Here is an 18,432-nt window from a genome sequence, read left to right on the forward strand (position 1 = left end):
GTTCTTGCGCGCCGGCCTTGGCGGCCTGAAACCCCCTTGGCCTTCGCGCCCATATGCCCGAGGCGCTGGATCAGGCGCGCGCGCCGTCCTGCGGAGCGAAGGTGCCGGTCGGCGCTTGCCGCTGGGGAGCCGCTTCGCCCGACACAACCCGTCCCGGCCATTCCGACCCGACCGCCCATGCCGAGATCCTGGCGATTCGCGAAGCCTGCGCGGCCCTGAGGTCGGAACGCCTGCCCGGCGCGCGGCTGTGGGTCACGCTGGAGCCCTGCCCGATGTGCGCCGCCGCCATCTCTGCGGCGCGGATCGCGGTGCTCTATTACGGTGCCGAGGACCCCCGGATGGGCGGGGTGCGGCATGGCGCACGGGTGTTCGATCACCCGCAATGCCACCACCGCCCCGAGGTCGTCGACGGCATCCATGCAGAAGAATCGCGCCGGCTGCTGCAGGACTTCTTCCGCGAAAGGCGCGGCCATGGCACTGTGCCGCCCGGCACGTTTTAGCCACTTGCGCTGCAGTGCAGTTAGACACTTGCGCTGCAATGCAGCGACACTACCATGCCGGCCGGGCTGAACATCGGGGGACACATGTTCAACAAGATTTTGATTGCGAACCGTGGGGAGATTGCGATCCGTGTGATGCGGGCGGCGAACGAGCTTGGGAAGCGGACGGTCGCGGTCTATGCCGAGGAGGACAAGCTGGGCCTGCACCGCTTCAAGGCGGACGAGGCCTACCGCATCGGCGAGGGGCTGGGGCCGGTGGCGGCCTATCTCTCGATCCCCGAGATCATCCGGGTGGCGAAGGAATCGGGCGCCGACGCGATCCATCCGGGCTATGGGCTGCTCAGCGAAAACCCCGATTTCGTGGATGCCTGCACGCAAGCGGGGATCACCTTCATCGGCCCCAGCGCCGACACCATGCGCGCGCTGGGCGACAAGGCCAGCGCCCGCCGCGTCGCCATCCAGGCCGGCGTGCCGGTGATCCCGGCGACCGAGGTCTTGGGCGAGGACATGGAGGCGATCAAGCGTGAGGCGGCCGAGATCGGCTACCCCTTGATGCTCAAGGCCAGCTGGGGCGGCGGCGGACGCGGCATGCGGCCGATCATGGGCCCCGAGGAACTGCCCGAGAAGGTGCGCGAGGGACGGCGCGAGGCCGAGGCCGCCTTCGGCAATGGCGAGGGCTACCTGGAAAAGATGATCTTGCGCGCGCGCCATGTCGAGGTGCAGCTTCTGGGCGACAGCCACGGCGGGCTTTACCATCTTTATGAGCGCGACTGCACCGTGCAGCGCCGCAACCAGAAGGTCGTCGAACGCGCCCCCGCGCCCTATCTGACCGAGGACCAGCGCGCCGAGGTCTGCGCGCTGGCGCTGAAGATCGGCCGCGCCGTCGGCTATCAGAACGCCGGCACCGTCGAATTCCTGATGGATATGGATTCGCAGCAGTTCTACTTCATCGAGGTGAACCCGCGCGTCCAGGTCGAGCATACCGTGACCGAGGAGGTCACCGGCATCGACATCGTGCAGTCCCAGATCCTGATCGCCGAGGGCGCGACGCTGGCCCAGGCCACCGGCGCCGCCAGCCAGCAGGACGTGCATCTGAACGGCCACGCCCTGCAATGCCGGGTCACGACCGAGGACCCGCTGAACAACTTCATCCCGGACTACGGCCGCATCACCGCCTATCGCTCGGCCACCGGCAACGGCATCCGGCTGGACGGCGGCACCGCCTATTCCGGCGGCGTCATCACCCGCTTCTACGATTCGCTGCTGGTCAAGGTCACCGCGCATGCCCAGACCCCGGAAAAGGCCATCGCGCGGATGGACCGGGCCTTGCGCGAATTCCGGGTGCGGGGGGTGGCGACGAACATCGAATTCGTCATCAACCTGCTGAAGCACCCGACCTTCCTGGATGACAGCTACACCACCAAGTTCATCGACACGACCGAAGACCTGTTCCGCTTCGACAAGCGGCGCGACCGGGCGACCAAGATCCTGACCTATATCGCCGACATCAGCGTGAACGGCCACCCCGAGACCGCGGGCCGGACCCAGCCCCCGGCCGAGGCGCGCCCGCCGGTGCCGCCGAAGCCCCGGGCCGAGCCCTCTGCCGGCACGCGCCAGTTGCTGGAGGAACAGGGGCCGAAGGCGGTGGCCGACTGGATGCTGGCGCAGAAGCGGTTGCTGATCACCGACACCTCGATGCGCGACGGGCACCAGTCGCTGCTGGCGACGCGGATGCGCTCGATCGACATGATCCGGGTCGCGCCGGCCTATGCCGCGAACCTGCCGGGCCTCTTCAGCGTCGAATGCTGGGGCGGCGCGACCTTCGACGTCGCCTATCGCTTCCTGCAGGAATGTCCCTGGCAGCGGCTGCGCGACATCCGCAAGGCGATGCCGAACCTGATGACGCAGATGCTGCTGCGCGCCAGCAATGGCGTGGGCTATACCAACTATCCCGACAATGTGGTGCAAAGCTTCGTCGCGCAGGCGGCGAAGTCGGGCGTCGACGTGTTCCGCGTGTTCGACAGCCTGAACTGGACCCCGAACATGCGCGTCGCCATGGACGCAGTGATCGAGGCCGGCAAGATCTGCGAAGGCACGATCTGCTATACCGGCGACCTGCTGGACCCGGACCGGTCGAAATCGACCTGCACTACTATCTGGGCATGGCCCGCGAACTGCAGGGCGCGGGCGCGCATGTGCTGGGGCTGAAGGACATGGCGGGGCTTTTGAAGCCCGCCTCGGCCAGCATCCTCATCAAGGCGCTGAAGGACGAGATCGGCCTGCCGATCCACTTCCACACCCATGACACCGGCGGCATCGCCGGGGCCACGGTGCTGGCCGCCAGCGCCGCCGGCGTCGATGCCGTGGACTGCGCCATGGACGCGTTCTCGGGCAATACCTCGCAGCCCTGCCTGGGCTCGGTGGTCGAGGCGCTGCGCCACACCGACCGCGACACCGGCCTCGACATCGCCGCCATCCGCGAGATCTCGAACTACTGGGAGACGGTGCGCGAGCAATACGCCGCCTTCGAGAGCGGCCTGCAGGCCCCCGCCTCCGAGGTCTGGCTGCACGAGATGCCGGGGGGCCAGTTCACCAACCTCAAGGCCCAGGCCCGCAGCCTGGGGCTTGAGGATCGCTGGCACGAGGTCGCCCAGACCTATGCCGAGGTGAACCGCATGTTCGGCGACATCGTCAAGGTCACGCCCAGCTCCAAGGTGGTGGGCGACATGGCGCTGATGATGGTGGCCCAGGGCCTGACGCGCGAGCAGGTCGAGGATCCGGCCGTCGAGGTGGCCTTCCCCGACAGCGTCGTGGACATGATGCGCGGCAATCTCGGTCAGCCCCCGGGCGGCTGGCCCGAGGCGCTGCAAAGGAAGGTGCTGAAGGGCGAGGCGCCCCTGACCACCCGCCCCGGCGCCAGCATGCCCCCGGTCGATATCGAGGCCGCGCGCGCGAAGCTGAACGCGGAACTCGAGGGCGGGGTCGATGACGAGGACCTGAACGGCTATCTGATGTATCCCAAGGTCTTCACCGATTACCGCGCGCGCCACGAGGTCTATGGCCCGGTGCGCACCCTGCCGACGCGGACCTTCTTCTACGGCATGGAGCCGGGCGAGGAGATCTCGGCCGAGATCGATCCCGGCAAGACGCTGGAGATCCGGCTGCAGACCATCGGCGACACCGACGACAAGGGCGAGGTCAAGGTGTTCTTCGAACTGAACGGCCAGCCGCGCGTGATCCGGGTGCCGAACCGGCTGGTCAAGTCCCAGACCGCCGCCCGCCCCAAGGCCGACCCCGCCAACGACGGCCATATCGGCGCGCCGATGCCGGGCGTCGTCGCCTCGGTCGCGGTCGCCCAGGGCCAGAAGGTCAACCCCGGCGACCTGCTGCTGACCATCGAGGCCATGAAGATGGAAACCGGCCTGCACGCCGACCGCGAAGGCGTGGTCCAGGCCCTCCACGTCAGACCAGGCGAACAGATCGACGCAAAGGATCTGCTGGTCGAGATCGCCTGAGGCAGGAAAGGGGCCGCAAGGCCCCTTTTCCGTTCCGACAGGGCAGCACCGTTTACCTGTCGTTTGGGTTCGATCGCCTAAAGCGGGCGGGACGACAAAGTGAGTGCCCATGCGACCGCGAACCATTCTTGTTCTGATTGCCCTGATGCTGCTTCTGGCGGGGGGCTGGTGGTTCAGGGGCGCGCAGGGCGAGACGATGCAGCGCCCGGCGACGGCCGAAGTCACCCGCGGCGATGTGACCGTGACGGTCCTGGCCTCGGGCCAGATCGAGGCGAGCCAGCTGGTCAGCGTCGGCGCCCGCGCCTCGGGCCGGATCGAGACGCTGCCCGTGACCCTGGGCCAGGAGGTCCGCGAGGGCGACCTGATCGCCCAGATGGACAGCCTGGACCAGCAGAACGAGGTGCGCCAGGCCGAGGCGGACCTGGCCAACATCGAGGCCCAGATCGCCGCCAAGACCGCCGGCCTGACCCGCGCCCGCCAGGTGCTGGATCGGCAGAAGAAGCTGGGCACCAGCAACTATTCCTCGCGCGAGACGGTCGAGACGGCGACGGCCGAGGTCGATGTGGCCGTGGCCGAGCTCGAGGCGCTGGAGGCCCAGAAGGCGCGCGCCGAGGTCAGCCTGTCGACCGCCAAGATCAGCCTGGAGCGCACCCGCATCACCGCGCCGACCGACGGCACCGTGGTCGCCGTCGTGGTCGAGGCGGGCCAGACCATCAACTCGATCCAGAGCGCGCCGACCATCGTGAAGCTTGCCAAGCTGGACCGGATGCTGGTCAAGGCCGAGATCTCCGAAGCCGATGTGGTGCGCGTGAAGCCAGGCCAAGAGGTCAGCTTCACCATCCTGGGCGAGCCCGACCGGGCGTTTCAGGCGACCCTGCGCGGCATCGAGCCCGCGCCAAGCGAGATCAAGACATCGGACACCATCTCGACCGACAGCGCGATCTATTACAACGGCCTTCTCGAGGTCGAGAACCCCGGCCATGTCCTGCGCATCGGCATGACGACGCAGGTGACGATCACGCTGGACCGGGCGCAGGACGTGCTGCGGGTGCCGGCAGCGGCCCTGCAGGGGCAATCCGTCCAGGTCTGGAACCCCGCCACGGGCACCATCGAAACCCGCCGGGTCGAGGTCGGGCTGAACGACAAGGTCTGGGCCGAGATCCGCTCGGGCCTGAGCGAGGGCGAACAGGTCGTGACCGGCGGCGTCGCGATCGCCAGCGGCACGGGCACGGGCGGCACGGGCACGGGCGCCAGCGGGCGAAGCGGCGGCCGGCGGATGGGCCCGCCGATGGGGTTCTGACATGGGCGCGCTGAAGCCTCTGATCTCGGCCCGCGGCATCACCCGCAGCTTTCAGGCGGGGGACGAGACGATCACCGTGCTGCGCGACGTGGACATCGACATCTGGCCCGGCGAGATGGTCGCGATCATCGGCAGCTCCGGGTCGGGCAAGTCGACGCTGATGAACATCCTGGGCTGCCTGGACCGGCCCAGTTCGGGACGCTACCGTTCGACGGGCAGGACGTGGGCCGGCTGGCGCCGGACGACCTGGCGCGGCTGCGGCGCGACCATTTCGGCTTCATCTTCCAGCGCTACCAGCTTTTGCCGGATGGACGCGGCCGAGAACGTCGAGGTGCCGGCCGTCTATGCCGGGGTCGCGGGCGGACGCAGGCGGGCCCGCGCGGTCGACCTGCTGACGCAACTGGGGCTGGACAGCCGGCTGGACCACCGCCCGAGCGAGCTGTCGGGCGGCCAGCAGCAGCGCGTCTCGGTCGCGCGGGCGCTGATGAACGGCGGCGAGGTCATCCTGGCCGACGAACCGACCGGCGCGCTGGACAGCAAGAGCGGCGCCGACCTGATCCAGCTGCTGCTGGACCTGAACGCGCGCGGCCACACCATCGTCATGGTGACGCACGACCCCGCCGTTGCCGCCCACGCCCATCGCGTGATCGAGATCAGCGACGGCCGCATCCTGCGCGACAGCGGCGGCACGCCCCCGGCGGCGGCGCCGCCCCGCCCCGCCCCGGCGCCCCGGCCGCAGTCGGGCCCCGCCGCCGCCCTGCGCCGGGGGGCCGAGACGCTGCGCATGGCGCTGAAGGCCATGGCCGCGCACCGCATGCGCAGCTTTCTGACCATGCTGGGCATCATCATCGGCATCGCCTCGGTCGTGCTGGTGGTGGCGCTGGGGACCGGCAGCCAGGAAAAGGTCTTGCAGGACATCAGCACGCTGGGGACCAACACCATCACCGTGCGGGCGGGCCTGGGCTTTGGCCGGCCCGGATCGGGGCGCATCCGCACGCTGGTGCCCTCGGACGCGGCGATGATCGCGGTCCAGCCCTATGCCCGGGGCGTGTCGCCCGCCGTGCAAAGCTCGGCCACCGTGATCCACGGCAACACCGAGGCATCGGCCCAGATCAACGGGGTCAGCGGCGACTATTTCCAGGTCCACGCCTACAGGACGGTGGCGGGCGACGTGTTCGACGCGCGCGACATCGCCCAGATCGCCCAAGTCGCGGTGATCGACGGTGACACGCGCGACACCTTCTTTCCCGGCAGCGACCCGCTGGGCCAGGTGCTGATGCTGGGCCGCGTGCCGGTCCGCGTCATCGGCGTGGTCGAGGCCAGCGGCGCGACCTTCGGCCCCGACAACCTGAACGTCTTCATCCCCTACACCACCTCGATGGCGCGGGTGACGGGGCAAAGCCATCTCAACAGCATCGGCGTGCAGGTCGCGGACGATTACGACATGCAGACCGCCCAGGCCGAGATCGACGCCCTGCTGCTGGCCCGCCACGGCACGCGCGACTTCTTCCTGTCGAACAGCGACACGATCCGGCAGACGCTGACCTCGACCACGCGGACGCTGACCGTTCTGGTCGCGATGATCGCGCTGATCTCGCTGATCGTGGGGGGCATCGGGGTCATGAACATCATGCTGGTGTCCGTGACCGAGCGCACGCGCGAGATCGGCGTCAGGATCGCGGTCGGCGCGCGGCGCACGGACATCGTCAACCAGTTCCTGACCGAGGCGGTGCTGGTCTGCCTGGTCGGCGGCGTCCTGGGCATCGCCGCCGCGCTGGGAGCCGGGGCGCTGATCGGCTGGCTGTCGGACAGCATGCGGCTGAGCTTTTCGACCCTGTCGATCCTGGTCGCCTTTTTCAGCTCGACGCTGATCGGCATCACCTTCGGCTTCCTGCCCGCGCGGGCGGCGGCCCGGCTGGACCCGGTGGTGGCGCTAAGCCGCGAGTAGCGGTTGCCCCTGCCGCCGGGCCCGGTCATGCTTGGGACCAGGGCAGCAGGAGGGCAAGGCATGGGACAGTTGGTCGACGGCGTCTGGCACGACGAATGGTACGACACCGAAAGCACCGGCGGGCGGTTCCAGCGCACGACCACCGCCTGGCGGAACTGGGTGACGCCCGACGGCAGCCCCGGCCCCTCGGGCCAGGGCGGCTTCGCGGCGGAAAGCGGGCGCTATCACCTTTACGTCTCGCTGGCCTGTCCCTGGGCGCATCGCACGCTGATCTTTCGCGCGCTGAAGGGCCTTTCGGACCATATCGACGTCTCCGTGGTCCACCCCGACATGCTGTCGGATGGCTGGACCTTTTCGACCGACTTTCCCGCGGCCACCGGCGACCGGCTGTTCGGCCTGCCGTTCCTGCGCGACCTCTACCTCCGGGCCGATCCCGACGCCTCGGGGCGGGTCACGGTGCCGGTCCTGTGGGACAAGCATCGCGGCACCATCGTCAGCAACGAAAGCGCCGAGATCATCCGCATGTTCAATTCGGCCTTCGACGGGCTGACCGGGAACCGCGACGACTATTGCCCCGGCGACGCGCTGGAACGGATCGACGCGATCAACGCCAAGGTCTATGACGCGGTGAACAACGGCGTCTACAAGGCCGGCTTCGCCACCAGCCAGGCCGCCTATGACGAGGCGGTGCACCCGCTGTTCGACGCGCTCGACTGGCTGGAAGGCCTGCTGCGCGAAAACCGCTATCTGACCGGCGCGCGCATCACCGAGGCCGACTGGCGCCTGTTCACCACCATGGTCCGCTTCGATCTCGTCTATCACACGCATTTCAAGTGCAATCGGGCATGGTTGCGCGAATATCCGAACCTCTGGGCCTGGACGCGCGAGCTTTACCAATGGCCGGGCGTGGCCGAAACGGTGAACTTCGACCATATCGTGCGGCACTATCACTACAGCCACGCGACCATCAATCCGCACCGCATCATCCCGATCAACCCGGTGATCGACTGGGACGAGCCGCACGGGAGGGGATGATCCTGCCCGCGCCAAGGCACAGTCTTTTTCTAAGGATTGACAAATCCTGATACAACTGGCCATGACTAGCCTTGCCGGCCGGGGCGGCCGGCTGCCGCGATGCCCGTCTGACGTCTGACGCCCGACCGCACCACGACATTGCTGGGGGGGGCCGATGCTTGCACCGTTTCTGATCATGCTGCGCGAGGGGCTGGAAGCCGCCCTGATCGTCGGCATCATCGCCGGATACCTGCGCCAGACCGGGCGGGGCGAATGGCTGCCCGCGATCTGGGTCGGCGTGTTCCTGGCCGTGGCGCTTGCGCTGTTCGCCGGGGCCGGCCTGCAGCTCGCGCAGGCGCAATTCCCGCAACGCATGCAGGAGCTGTTCGAGGCGCTGATCGGGTTTGTCGCCGTCGCCGTGCTGGTGGGCATGGTCTTCTGGATGAAGCGCGCGGCGCGCTCGATCCGGGCAGAGCTGCACGCCTCGGTCGACCAGGCCCTGGCTCCGCGCGGCCGCGCGGGCGCCTGGGGGCTGATCGGCATGGTCTTTCTGGCCGTCGCGCGCGAAGGGCTGGAGGCGGTCTTCTTCCTGCTGGCGATCTTTCAGCAAAGCCGGGACGCCAGCGCCCCGATCGGGGCCGCGCTGGGGCTGCTGGTGGCGGCCGGCGCCGGCTGGGGCATCTATGCCGGCGCGCTCCGGCTGGACCTGAGGCGCTTTTTCCGCTGGACCGGCATCTTCGTGATCTTCGTCGCCGCGGGCCTCTTCGCCGGCTCGATCCGCGCGCTGCACGAGGCGGGGCTGTGGAACATTCTGCTGGCGCCGGTCTGGGACCTGGGTCGCAGCCTGCCCGAATCCAGCCCGCTCGGCACCGTGCTGTCGGGGATGCTGGGTTATCGCGAGGCGCCATCGCTGGGCGAATTCATCGCCTGGGCCGGGTTCCTGGCGGTGACGCTGACGCTGTTCCTGCGCCCCGCGACGCCCGCGCCGCAGGCTGCCGCGATGGTGCGCAAATGACCCGGGCGCCGTCACGCTGGCTGGGCGCCGCCGTCCTGGGCGCCGCGGTGCTGGCCGTCGCGGGGGCCGCCGCCTTCTGGGCCGCCTCGCAGCGCCGCCCCGAAACGACGGCGGACCAGCTGGTCACGGTGGACGCCGCCGCCTGCCGCCCGAACCAGATCACCGTGCCGGGCGGCCGGCGCAGCTTCCAGATCGTGAACGACGGCGACCGCCCCATCGAATGGGAGATCCTGTCCGGCGTCATGGTCGTGGCCGAGCGCGAAAACATCGCCCCCGGTTTCAGCGCCATGCTGGAGGTCGCGCTGTCCCCCGGCCAGTACGAGATGACCTGCGGCCTGCTGTCGAACCCGCGCGGGACGCTGACCGTCACCGCCTCGGACGAGGCCAGCGCCGCGGCGTCCGAGGTGACGCTGCGCAAGTTCCTGGGCCCGCTGTCGGAATACCGGGTCTATCTGGCCATGCAGGGCAATGCCGCCGTCAAGGCCGCGCAGGCCCTGCAGGACGCCATCGCGCGCGACGATCTGGATGGCGCGCGCGCGGCCTGGGAAGCCGCCCGCCTGCCCTATCGCCGGGTCGAGCCGCTGGCCTATCGCCTGTCGGACTTGGAAAACGCCATCGACCCGCGCGCCGCCTATCTGGCCGGCCGCGAAGGCGACCCGGGCTTTACCGGCTTTCACCGCATCGAATACGGGCTTTGGGACCAAGGCAGCACCGCGGGCCTTGCGCCGGTGGCGGAACGGCTGGTGGCCGACCTGGGCACGCTGGCGGCACGGCTGCGCGAAACCCCGCCCGATCCCGCGCTGCTGACCGCCCTGCCCGGCGCCATGGCGCGCCAGATCGCCCAGGCGCATCTGCCGCAGGGCGAGAACGCCTATGCCGGGACCGACGCGGCCGAGCTTGCCGCCAGCCTCGACGGGATCGGCAAGCTGACCGCGCTGCTAAGCCCGGTGGTGGCGGGCGTCGACCCCGCGCTTGATGCCCGGATCGCCGCCGACCTGCAGCGCGCACGCGACGACGTCGCCGCCTGCAAGCCCGCCCCTGGTCCGAGGTGACCGACGATCAGCGCCAGGCCCTGGCCAGGACTTCACCCGGCTCGCCGACACGCTGGACCGGCTGGCGCCCGTGATAGGGATGAACTGACATGACCGCGCCGCCCGCACCCGACCGCCGCCGCCTGCTGATGGCCCTGGGCCTGGGGGGCATCGGCCTGATGTCGTCGCGCGCGCTGGCCGAGGCCCCGCCCCGCCCCAATGTCGAGGACGCACCCCCCGGCCACGCCGCCGAGGCCGCGCGCTCGGTGCCCTTCTTCGGCCCCCACCAGGCCGGCATCGTGACGCCGCGCCCCGCGGCCGGGCTGGTCGCGGCCTTCGACGTGGTGGCCTCCTCGCTCGACGAGGTCGAGGCGATGCTGCGCCTGCTGACCCAGCGCGCGGCCTTCCTGACCCAGGGCGGGCCGGTACCCCAGCGCGACCCCGGCCTGCCCCCGGCCGATTCCGGCCTGCTGGGCCCGGTCGTCGCGCCCGACAGCCAGACCATCACCCTTGGGCTTGGCACCAGCTTCTTTCAGGCCCGGCCGGAGCTGGCGGCGCTGCAACCCGCGCGGCTGCAACGCATGACCCGGTTTCCGAACGACGCGCTGGACGCGGAATGGTGCCACGGCGACATCGCGCTGCAATTCTGCGCCAACCTACAGGACAGCAACATCCACGCGCTGCGCGACATCGTGAAGTCGATGTCGCAATACCTGGTCCTGCGGTGGATGATCGAGGGCTCGGTGCCGCCGGTGCCGCCGGGGCCGGACGGCTCCACCCCCAGCGCGCGCAACTTCCTGGGCTTTCGCGACGGCTCGGCCAATCCCGATTCCACCGACGCGGCGGCCATGGCGCGCATCGTCTGGACCCATGCGGCGGACGAACCCGCCTGGACCCACGGCGGCAGCTACCAGGCGGTGCGCATCATCCGCAACCTGGTCGAGCGCTGGGACCGCACGCCCCTGCGCGAACAGGAACGCATCTTCGGCCGGGTCAAGGACAGCGGCGCCCCGCTGGACGGGGGGCCCGGGGCCAGCGAACACGACCTGCCCGACTATGCCGCCGATCCCTCGGGCGAACGGACGCGGCTCGACAGCCACATCCGGCTGGCGAACCCGCGCACCCCGGACAGCCAGCGCAACCTGATGCTGCGCCGCCCCTTCAACTATACGCGCGGCGCGCTGCCGAACGGCCAGCTCGACCAGGGGCTGATCTTCATCTCCTGGCAGGCCGACCTGGAACAGGGCTTCATCGCCGTGCAGAACCGCCTGAACGGCGAGCCGCTCGAGGAATACATCAAGCCGATCGGCGGGGGCTATTTCTTTGCCCCGCCGGGCGTGGCAGGTCCGGGGGATTACCTCGGATCGGGCCTTATCAAGGCAGCCAGGCAGGCCGGCGCCCGCCCAGCCAAAGCATCAATCGACATGGATGGAGCGTGACGATGACCGGAACTTACCTGAAAACCACGGCGCTGGCCCTGGCCCTTGGCGGCTGGGCGGGCATGGCGGGGGCCGCCGACCCCTCGCTGGACCTCGTGGGGCCGCTGTCGGACTACAAGCTGTACGTGGCCGAAAACACCGCCAAGCTGGTCGAGGACACGACCGCCTTCACCCAGGCGATCAAGGCGGGCGAGCTGGACAAGGCCAAGGCGCTCTTCGCGCCCACCCGCACCAGCTATGAAAAGATCGAACCCATCGCCGAACTCTTCTCGGATCTCGACGTCTCGATCGACGCCCGCGCCGACGATTACGAAAAAGCCGAACAGGACCCCGCCTTCACCGGCTTTCACCGCATCGAATACGGGCTGTGGAGCCAGGGCTCGACCGACGGTCTGGGCGAATACGCCGACCGGCTGATGGCCGACGTGACCGCGCTGAACGACCGCATCAACGCCCTGACCTTCCCGCCCGAAGTCGTCGTCGGCGGGGCCGCCGCGCTGATGGAGGAAGTCGCCGCCACCAAGATCTCGGGCGAGGAAGACCGCTATTCCCGCACCGACCTGTGGGATTTCGACGCGAACTTCGAAGGCTCGCGCAAGATCTTCGACCTCCTGCGGCCTCTGGTCGAAAAGCAGGACGCCGACTTCGTCGCCAAGGTCGACGGCAACTTCAAGGCGGTCGACGAGGTGCTGGTGAAATACCAGGACGGCGAAGGCTACGTCTCCTATGAAAAGCTGACCGACCAGGACCGCAACCTCCTCTCCGCCAAGGTCAACACCCTGGCCGAGGATCTGGCCACCCTGCGCGGCAAGCTGGGCCTCGGCTGACGCCCCGCGCGGGCGACGCCCCGACGGATCGCCCGCGCCTTCCTTGTTGTCCAAATACCCATGCGACGCGCGCGACGGGCGCCCGGCCCATGAAAAAGGGCGCCCGCCTTTCGACGGACGCCCCTTGAGGATCCAGGCGAACCGATCAGCCGACCAGTTCAAGACCCGAGAAGAAGAAGGCGATCTCGCGCGCCGCGGCCTCGGGGCTGTCCGAGCCGTGGACCGAGTTCTCGCCGACCGACAGGGCGAATTCCTTGCGGATGGTGCCCTCGTCGGCATTGGCGGGATTGGTCGCGCCCATGACTTCGCGGTTCTTCGCGATGGCGCCTTCGCCCTCCAGCACCTGCACCACGACCGGCTCCGAGGTCATGAACTCTGGTCAGTTCGCCATAGAAGGGGCGTTCCTTGTGCTCGACTAGAACTGGCCGGCCTGGTCCAGCGTCAGGCGGATGCGTTTCTGCGCGACGATGCGCAGGCCGGCTTCCTCGAACTTGGCGTTGATCTTGCCGGTCAGGTTGCGCTTGGTGGCGTCGGGCTTGATGATGGAAAGCGTGCGTTCGGTGGCCATGTCGGTGTCCTTTGCTGTTCCGGCCGCGATGGCGCGGAAATCCGCGCCCGGTTAGCACGGGCCGCCGCGCTTGAAAAGCCGGGCCCAACCCCCGCGCGCACGGGCCCCGCGCCCGGTCTCATGCCATGACACAGGATTGACGCCCGCCCCCGCTTCGTCCATGCGGGGGCCATGCTGCGCATCGACGACATATCCTATTCCATCGCCGGCCGGCCCCTGTTCGAACAGGCCAGCGCCACCATCCCCGATGGCCACAAGGTCGGCCTTGTCGGCTCGAACGGCGCCGGCAAGACGACGCTCTTCAAGCTGATCCGGGGCGAGCTTGGGCTTGATGGCGGCACGATCGACCTGCCGCCCCGCGCCCGCATCGGCGGCGTCGCGCAAGAGGCGCCGGGCACCGCGCTGAGCGTCCTCGACACCGTGCTGGCCGCGGATGAGGAGCGCGCGGCCCTGCTGGCGGAATCCGCCCATGCGACCGACGCCCACCGCATCGCGGACATCCAGACGCGCCTTGCGGACATCGACGCCTGGTCGGCCGAGGCCCGCGCCGCGACCATCCTGCGCGGCCTGGGCTTTTCGACCGAGGATCAGGCGCGGCCGACCAGCGACTATTCCGGCGGCTGGCGCATGCGCGTCGCGCTGGCGGGAGTGCTCTTCTCGCAGCCCGACCTCTTGCTGCTCGACGAGCCGACGAACTACCTGGACCTGGAAGGCGCGCTCTGGCTGGAAAGCTATCTGCAGCGCTATCCGCATACCGTCATCGTCATCAGCCACGACCGCGACCTGCTCAATCGCGCCGTGGGCCATATCCTGCACCTCGAAAACCGCAAGCTGGTGCTCTATTCGGGCGGCTACGACACCTTCGCGCGCACCCGCGCCGAAAAGCGCGCGCTGCAGGCCGCCGAGGCCAAGAAGCAGGAGGCGCGGCGCGCGCATCTGCAAAGCTTCGTCGATCGTTTCCGCGCCAAGGCCAGCAAGGCCGTGCAGGCGCAGGCCCGCGTCAAGATGCTGGCGAAAATGGAGCCGATCACCGCCCCCGAGGAAGCCAAGTTCCACCGCTTTACCTTTCCGCAGCCCGACCAGCTGTCGCCGCCCATCGTCTCGCTGGACGGGGTCTCGGTCGGCTATGGCGACCGGGTGGTGCTGCACCGGCTGAACCTGCGCATCGACCAGGACGACCGCATCGCGCTGCTGGGCCGCAACGGCCAGGGCAAATCGACGCTGTCGAAGCTGCTGGCCGACCGGCTGGAACCGATGGAGGGCCGGATCGCCCGATCCGGCAAGCTGCGCATCGGCTATTTCGCCCAGCATCAGGTCGATGAGCTGGAACTCGACGAGACGCCCCTGGCCCATGTCCGCCGCCTGCGCCCGGACGAGGCGCCGCCCCGGCTGCGCGCGCGCCTGGCCGGCTTTGGCCTGATGGAGGCGCAAGCCGAGACGAAGGTGCGCCAGCTTTCCGGCGGGCAAAAGGCGCGGCTGTCGCTGCTGCTGGCCACGATCGACGCGCCGCACCTGCTGATCCTGGACGAGCCGACGAACCACCTGGACATCGAATCGCGCGAGGCGCTGACCGAGGCGCTGAACGACTATACCGGCGCGGTGGTGCTGGTCAGCCATGACATGCACCTGCTGAACCTGGTCGCCGACCGGCTGTGGCTGGTCGATCAGGGCGGCGTCAGCCCCTGGCAGGGCGACCTGGACGATTACCGCCGGATGCTGCTTGCGGGCGAGGAAAAGCCCGCGCCGCCAAAGCCCGAAAAGCCGGTGGTGAAGCGCCCCTCGCGCGACCAGATCCTGGAACTGCGCGCCGAGGCCCGCCGCGCCGAGGAGCGGGTCGAGAAGCTGTCGGCCATGCTGGAAAAGCTCGACGCCATCATGGCCGATCCTGCGACCTATGACGACGCGCAAAAGGCCGAAGCCTTCGGCCGCAAGCACGCCGAGGCATCCGAGGCGATGCTGCGCGCCGAAAGCCTGTGGATGGAGGCGCTGGAGCGGCTGGAGGCGGCCGAGCGCGCGTAAAGGCAACAGTTCGCGCTTTTCGCCCGCAGCGCGCCCGATGACGCTTGCCCGGCCGGCCGCTTTGGTCCAAGGGTCGCCCAAACAGACGGGATTCGCCATGCTCAGACCCCTTGCCCTTGCAGCCGTGACGCTTGCCAGCCTTGCCACCGGGGCCGGGGCGCAGTCGCTGGGCGAGATTCGGTCGCTGTCCTTCGACGGGGGCATCGGCGCGACGTTCGGGCCCGATTACATGGGCGCGGACGACTATGGCACCTCGCCTTGGATCATCCTGCGCAACGGCCAGATCAACGACGCCACCGGCGAAAAGCAGGGCCTCTCGATCCTGCCGTCGCTGGACTACCACGGCAAGCGCGACGCCGGCGACCACGACGACCTGACGGGCATGGACGACATCAGCGCGGCGGGCGAACTGGGCGTGCGGCTGAACTATGTCATGGGCGGCGTGCCGGCTATGGCGCGGTGCGCAAGGGCCTGGGCGGGCACCACGGCGTGACCGGCGAACTGGGCGCGCGGTTCCGCAACCAGCCGCAGGACAAGCTGACCCTGACCACGGCGGCCGGTTCGCTTCGGCAATGCGGTCACCGCAGCTATTCGCGTCAGCGAGGGCGATCGCTGTCCAGGGCTATGCGCCCTATGACGCCGGCGGCGGCATCATGCCGCGCGCCTGTCGGTCGAGGCGCGCTATGAATTCCTGCCCGACACGTTGCTGATGGGCCGCTTCACCTACAGCCGCCTGCTGGGCGACGCGGCCGATTCGCCCATCGTGCACGAACGCAACCAGCCGACCTTCAGCATCGGCGTCGCGCGGCATCTGAATTTCCGCTTCTGACGGGCGGGCGCCGGGCCTTCCGGCCCTGCGGGCTGGACCCCAGCGCCCCCCGGTCCTATATAGTCGCAGGACATTTACAGGACGCGGTGCATGACCCCCGAGAACTTGCAGGAGGGCGACCCCCTCATCGCCCCTTCGACGACCGAGCATCCGCTTTACGACAGCGTCGTCGAAGCGTGCCGGACGGTCTATGACCCCGAGATTCCGGTCAACATCTTTGATCTGGGGCTGATCTATACCATCGCCATCGACCAGGCCAACGCCGTCCGCATCGTCATGACGCTGACCGCCCCCGGCTGTCCCGTCGCGGGCGAGATGCCGGGCTGGGTCGCCGATGCCGTGGGCGCCATTCCCGGTGTCGGCCAGGTCGATGTCGAGATGACCTTCCAGCCGCAATGGGGCATGGACATGATGTCCGAGGAAGCCCGCCTTGAATTGGGGTTCATTTGAGCGCGCGCGAGGACATGCTGGCCGGGCGGCCCTATGACCCCGGCGATGGCGAACTGGTTGCCCTGCGCCGCGTGGCCCAGGGATTGATGCGCGACTACAACGCCACGATCATCGGCGACAAGACCCGCGCCCGCACCCTGACGCAGCTGCTGGGCAGCTGGAACGGCGTCGAGTGCCGGCGCCCTTTCACGTCGATTACGGCAAGAACATCCATTTCGGGCCCGGTTGCTTCGTCAACTACGGCTGCTTTTTCATGGACATCTGCGAAATCCGCATCGGCGCGCGCTGCCAGTTCGGCACCGCCGTGCAGCTGCTGACCGAGGATCGGCCGCGCGATGTCGCCCGCCGCTCCAAGGGCCAGGTGGGGTCGCCCGATCAGGATCGGCGACGATGTCTGGATCGGCGGCGGCGCCTTCATCGTGCCGGGCGTGACCATCGGCGCGGGCGCGATCGTCGGCGCGGGCGCGGTCGTCACCCGCGACGTGCCGCCGGGCGCCACCGTGGCGGGCAGCACCGCCCGCACCGTGCGCAGCAGCCAGAACGCGGAACGGGCGGTTCAGGAAATCACCTGATGCCGCCCCTGGTGGACATGGTGCAGCGCGCCCTGGACCACCGGCAGCCGTCCTAGCGCCGCAAGCGGCAGGTCCATCGCCACCAGTCGGATCATGTGCAGCGTGATGCCATGCGTCACGATGACCGCCGGCTGTTCAAGCTCGGCCAGGAAAGCCGCGACGCGGGCGCGCAGCGCGGCAAATCCCTCGGCCCCCGGCAGGCGGTCGTACCAGCCGATCCCCCCAGCGGTGAACGCCTGCGGATGCGCCTGGCGCAGGTCCGCCAGCGTCGCCCCGTTCTGCGGGCCAAGGTCGATTTCCACCAGCCGCCAGTCCTGGCGAAAGGGCCGCCCGGCCAGCGCGATGCGCGCGGTCGCCACCGCCCGCCCCGCCGGGCTGGCCCAGGCGGCCATCGGCGGCAGCGCCGCCAGCAATTCGGCCTGTCTGCGGGCCTGCTCCTGCCCGCGTTCGGTCAGCGGCGAATCCAGCCGGCCCTGCAGGCGGCCATGCACGTTCCATTCCGTCTCGCCATGGCGCAGCAGATACAGTTCGGGAATCATGGCCATTTCGCCACGGGCGGCAGGCTCATCAGCACGGCTTCGGGGTCGTGGCCGGTGGCCAGGCCGAACTTGGTGCCGCGGTCGTAGACGAGGTTGTATTCCGCATAGAGCCCGCGATGGATCAGCTGCGCCTCGCGCTCGGCCGCGCCGCAGGCCTGCGCCGGCGCATCGCAGCGGCAGGAAGGCAGGCGAGAGCGCCTAGCCCACGGCCCTGGTGCCGGCGCCCCCTGCCCGCGTCGCTCCGCGCTGTCCCAGGATGGACAGCCAGAGGAAGGGCGGGATCGCCGCGCGCCCGGCCCCGGTGCGGGATGAAGAAATATTCGTCCGCCCAGGCCTTGAAGCGGTCGTAGTAATCGGCCCCGTGCGCATCGCAGGCGCCGCGCAGCGCGGCGTGGAAATGGGCCGTATCCCCCTGGTATTCCAGGCAGGGGTTCAGGTCGGCGCCGCCGCCGAACCACCAGGCGGAAGGGGTCCAAAACATGCGGGTGTTCATGTGGACCGCCGGGACGTGCGGGTTCTGCATATGCGCGACGAGGCTGATCCCCGAAGCCCAGAAGCGCGGGTCCTCGGCCACGCCGGGCACGCCGCGCGCGGCCATCGCCGTCTGCGCCGCGGGGGCCAGTTCGCCATGGACGGCCGACCAGTTCACGCCCACCTTCTCGAACACGCGCCCGCCGCGCATCACCGACATGATGCCGCCGCCGCCATCGGCGCCGCGCCGCGTCTCGCGCAGCTCGAACCGGCCGGGGGCGGCCGGGCCGGGGCCGGCATCCTCGAGCCCCTCGAAGGCGGCCACGATGCGGTCGCGCAGTGTCCTGAACCATGCCGCCGCCTCGTCCCGCTCTGCCTGCATCTGCATTGCCGTT

General features: G+C 69.3%; 16 protein-coding genes and 3 pseudogenes. 15 read left to right on the forward strand and 4 right to left on the reverse strand.

All coding sequences use genetic code 11. The annotated features are described in order from the left end of the window. Positions 1-53 precede the first annotated feature (53 nt). From DPM13_RS03130 to efeO (DPM13_RS03170), 9 genes and pseudogenes are all read left to right on the forward strand, one after another. Positions 54-500, forward strand: coding sequence for a nucleoside deaminase (locus DPM13_RS03130; RefSeq protein ID WP_112887450.1), 447 nt, complete (start codon positions 54-56; stop codon positions 498-500). Between the two features lie 84 nt (positions 501-584). After that, positions 585-4,015 (forward strand): annotated as a pseudogene (locus DPM13_RS03135) (pyruvate carboxylase). 109 nt (positions 4,016-4,124) lie between these two features. Continuing rightward, entirely contained in the window at positions 4,125-5,315 is a 1,191-nt protein-coding gene (locus tag DPM13_RS03140) for an efflux RND transporter periplasmic adaptor subunit (RefSeq protein WP_112887451.1), read from the forward strand. A 1-nt stretch (position 5,316) separates the two neighbouring features. After that, positions 5,317-7,263, forward strand: a complete 1,947-nt coding sequence (locus DPM13_RS03145; protein ID WP_223252308.1) for a MacB family efflux pump subunit — start codon at positions 5,317-5,319, stop codon at positions 7,261-7,263. 60 nt (positions 7,264-7,323) lie between these two features. After that, positions 7,324-8,298, forward strand: a complete 975-nt coding sequence (locus DPM13_RS03150; RefSeq protein ID WP_112887452.1) for a glutathione S-transferase family protein — start codon at positions 7,324-7,326, stop codon at positions 8,296-8,298. Positions 8,299-8,452: 154 nt separating this feature from the next. Next, positions 8,453-9,292 (forward strand): iron uptake transporter permease EfeU, encoded by an 840-nt coding sequence (gene efeU, locus DPM13_RS03155; protein ID WP_028717943.1) that lies wholly within the window; start codon positions 8,453-8,455, stop codon positions 9,290-9,292. Continuing rightward, on the forward strand, positions 9,289-10,344 hold the full coding sequence (gene efeO / locus DPM13_RS03160; RefSeq protein ID WP_112887453.1) for an iron uptake system protein EfeO: 1,056 nt from the start codon (positions 9,289-9,291) through the stop codon (positions 10,342-10,344). The genes efeU and efeO (DPM13_RS03160) overlap by 4 nt, the downstream gene beginning before the upstream one ends. Before the next feature lie 89 nt (positions 10,345-10,433). Next, a complete protein-coding gene (gene efeB / locus DPM13_RS03165) occupies positions 10,434-11,762 on the forward strand; it encodes an iron uptake transporter deferrochelatase/peroxidase subunit (protein ID WP_112887454.1) in 1,329 nt (442 codons plus the stop codon). A 2-nt stretch (positions 11,763-11,764) separates the two neighbouring features. Then, positions 11,765-12,589 carry an iron uptake system protein EfeO gene (gene efeO, locus DPM13_RS03170; protein WP_028717945.1) on the forward strand — a complete coding sequence of 275 codons (825 nt, stop codon included), beginning with the start codon at positions 11,765-11,767 and terminating at the stop codon, positions 12,587-12,589. 145 nt (positions 12,590-12,734) lie between these two features. Here the strand turns inward: efeO (DPM13_RS03170) and ndk are convergent. After that, positions 12,735-13,157 (reverse strand): annotated as a pseudogene (ndk, locus tag DPM13_RS03175) (nucleoside-diphosphate kinase). 171 nt (positions 13,158-13,328) lie between these two features. On the opposite strand from ndk, the gene DPM13_RS03180 reads away from it, so the two are divergent. The 6 genes from DPM13_RS03180 (at position 13,329) to DPM13_RS25675 (ending at position 17,027) form a co-directional block, all read left to right on the forward strand. After that, the gene (locus DPM13_RS03180) at positions 13,329-15,176 is read left to right on the forward strand and encodes an ABC-F family ATP-binding cassette domain-containing protein (protein WP_112887455.1); all 1,848 of its coding nucleotides are present in this window, start codon (positions 13,329-13,331) and stop codon (positions 15,174-15,176) included. A 97-nt stretch (positions 15,177-15,273) separates the two neighbouring features. Further along, positions 15,274-15,669 carry a MipA/OmpV family protein gene (locus DPM13_RS22015; RefSeq protein ID WP_223252309.1) on the forward strand — a complete coding sequence of 132 codons (396 nt, stop codon included), beginning with the start codon at positions 15,274-15,276 and terminating at the stop codon, positions 15,667-15,669. Between the two features lie 216 nt (positions 15,670-15,885). After that, positions 15,886-16,005: a MipA/OmpV family protein gene (locus DPM13_RS22020; protein WP_262983240.1), complete on the forward strand. Its 120-nt coding sequence runs from the start codon at positions 15,886-15,888 to the stop codon at positions 16,003-16,005. Positions 16,006-16,095: 90 nt separating this feature from the next. Next, positions 16,096-16,455, forward strand: a complete 360-nt coding sequence (locus DPM13_RS03190; RefSeq protein WP_028717949.1) for an SUF system Fe-S cluster assembly protein — start codon at positions 16,096-16,098, stop codon at positions 16,453-16,455. A 14-nt stretch (positions 16,456-16,469) separates the two neighbouring features. Beyond that, positions 16,470-16,772: a maltose acetyltransferase domain-containing protein gene (locus tag DPM13_RS25670; protein WP_317616430.1), complete on the forward strand. Its 303-nt coding sequence runs from the start codon at positions 16,470-16,472 to the stop codon at positions 16,770-16,772. Between the two features lie 102 nt (positions 16,773-16,874). Continuing rightward, the gene (locus DPM13_RS25675; RefSeq protein WP_317616431.1) at positions 16,875-17,027 is read left to right on the forward strand and encodes a hypothetical protein; all 153 of its coding nucleotides are present in this window, start codon (positions 16,875-16,877) and stop codon (positions 17,025-17,027) included. Here DPM13_RS25675 and DPM13_RS03200 read toward each other — a convergent pair. The 3 genes and pseudogenes from DPM13_RS03200 to DPM13_RS24750 all read right to left on the reverse strand — a co-directional run bounded on the left by DPM13_RS03200 (position 17,012) and on the right by DPM13_RS24750 (position 18,419). Next, on the reverse strand, positions 17,012-17,566 hold the full coding sequence (locus DPM13_RS03200; RefSeq protein WP_223252310.1) for a histidine phosphatase family protein: 555 nt from the start codon (positions 17,564-17,566) through the stop codon (positions 17,012-17,014). The two genes, DPM13_RS25675 and DPM13_RS03200, sit on opposite strands and share 16 nt — an antisense overlap. Next, positions 17,563-17,712 (reverse strand): annotated as a pseudogene (locus DPM13_RS24745) (coproporphyrinogen III oxidase); the annotation flags it as partial. The gene DPM13_RS03200 and the pseudogene DPM13_RS24745, both read right to left, overlap by 4 nt. After that, the gene (locus DPM13_RS24750; RefSeq protein ID WP_397245554.1) at positions 17,688-18,419 is read right to left on the reverse strand and encodes a coproporphyrinogen III oxidase; all 732 of its coding nucleotides are present in this window, start codon (positions 18,417-18,419) and stop codon (positions 17,688-17,690) included. The gene DPM13_RS24750 and the pseudogene DPM13_RS24745, both read right to left, overlap by 25 nt. Positions 18,420-18,432 lie beyond the last annotated feature (13 nt).

It is taken from the genome of Paracoccus mutanolyticus, assembly GCF_003285265.1.
Lineage (GTDB): Bacteria > Pseudomonadota > Alphaproteobacteria > Rhodobacterales > Rhodobacteraceae > Paracoccus > Paracoccus yeei.

What these genes read in the sequence shown, in the direction of transcription:
- DPM13_RS03130 (WP_112887450.1), top strand. Translation starts at nt 54, where the DNA reads ATGCCCGAGGCGCTGGATCAGGCGCGCGCGCCGTCCTGCGGAGCGAAG.
- DPM13_RS03140 (WP_112887451.1), top strand. Translation starts at nt 4,125, where the DNA reads ATGCGACCGCGAACCATTCTTGTTCTGATTGCCCTGATGCTGCTTCTG.
- DPM13_RS03145 (WP_223252308.1), top strand. Translation starts at nt 5,317, where the DNA reads ATGGGCGCGCTGAAGCCTCTGATCTCGGCCCGCGGCATCACCCGCAGC.
- DPM13_RS03150 (WP_112887452.1), top strand. Translation starts at nt 7,324, where the DNA reads ATGGGACAGTTGGTCGACGGCGTCTGGCACGACGAATGGTACGACACC.
- efeU (WP_028717943.1), top strand. Translation starts at nt 8,453, where the DNA reads ATGCTTGCACCGTTTCTGATCATGCTGCGCGAGGGGCTGGAAGCCGCC.
- efeO (WP_112887453.1), top strand. Translation starts at nt 9,289, where the DNA reads ATGACCCGGGCGCCGTCACGCTGGCTGGGCGCCGCCGTCCTGGGCGCC.
- efeB (WP_112887454.1), top strand. Translation starts at nt 10,434, where the DNA reads ATGACCGCGCCGCCCGCACCCGACCGCCGCCGCCTGCTGATGGCCCTG.
- efeO (WP_028717945.1), top strand. Translation starts at nt 11,765, where the DNA reads ATGACCGGAACTTACCTGAAAACCACGGCGCTGGCCCTGGCCCTTGGC.
- DPM13_RS03180 (WP_112887455.1), top strand. Translation starts at nt 13,329, where the DNA reads ATGCTGCGCATCGACGACATATCCTATTCCATCGCCGGCCGGCCCCTG.
- DPM13_RS22015 (WP_223252309.1), top strand. Translation starts at nt 15,274, where the DNA reads ATGCTCAGACCCCTTGCCCTTGCAGCCGTGACGCTTGCCAGCCTTGCC.
- DPM13_RS22020 (WP_262983240.1), top strand. Translation starts at nt 15,886, where the DNA reads ATGGGCCGCTTCACCTACAGCCGCCTGCTGGGCGACGCGGCCGATTCG.
- DPM13_RS03190 (WP_028717949.1), top strand. Translation starts at nt 16,096, where the DNA reads ATGACCCCCGAGAACTTGCAGGAGGGCGACCCCCTCATCGCCCCTTCG.
- DPM13_RS25670 (WP_317616430.1), top strand. Translation starts at nt 16,470, where the DNA reads ATGCTGGCCGGGCGGCCCTATGACCCCGGCGATGGCGAACTGGTTGCC.
- DPM13_RS03200 (WP_223252310.1), bottom strand. Translation starts at nt 17,566, where the DNA reads ATGATTCCCGAACTGTATCTGCTGCGCCATGGCGAGACGGAATGGAAC.
- DPM13_RS24750 (WP_397245554.1), bottom strand. Translation starts at nt 18,419, where the DNA reads ATGCAGGCAGAGCGGGACGAGGCGGCGGCATGGTTCAGGACACTGCGC.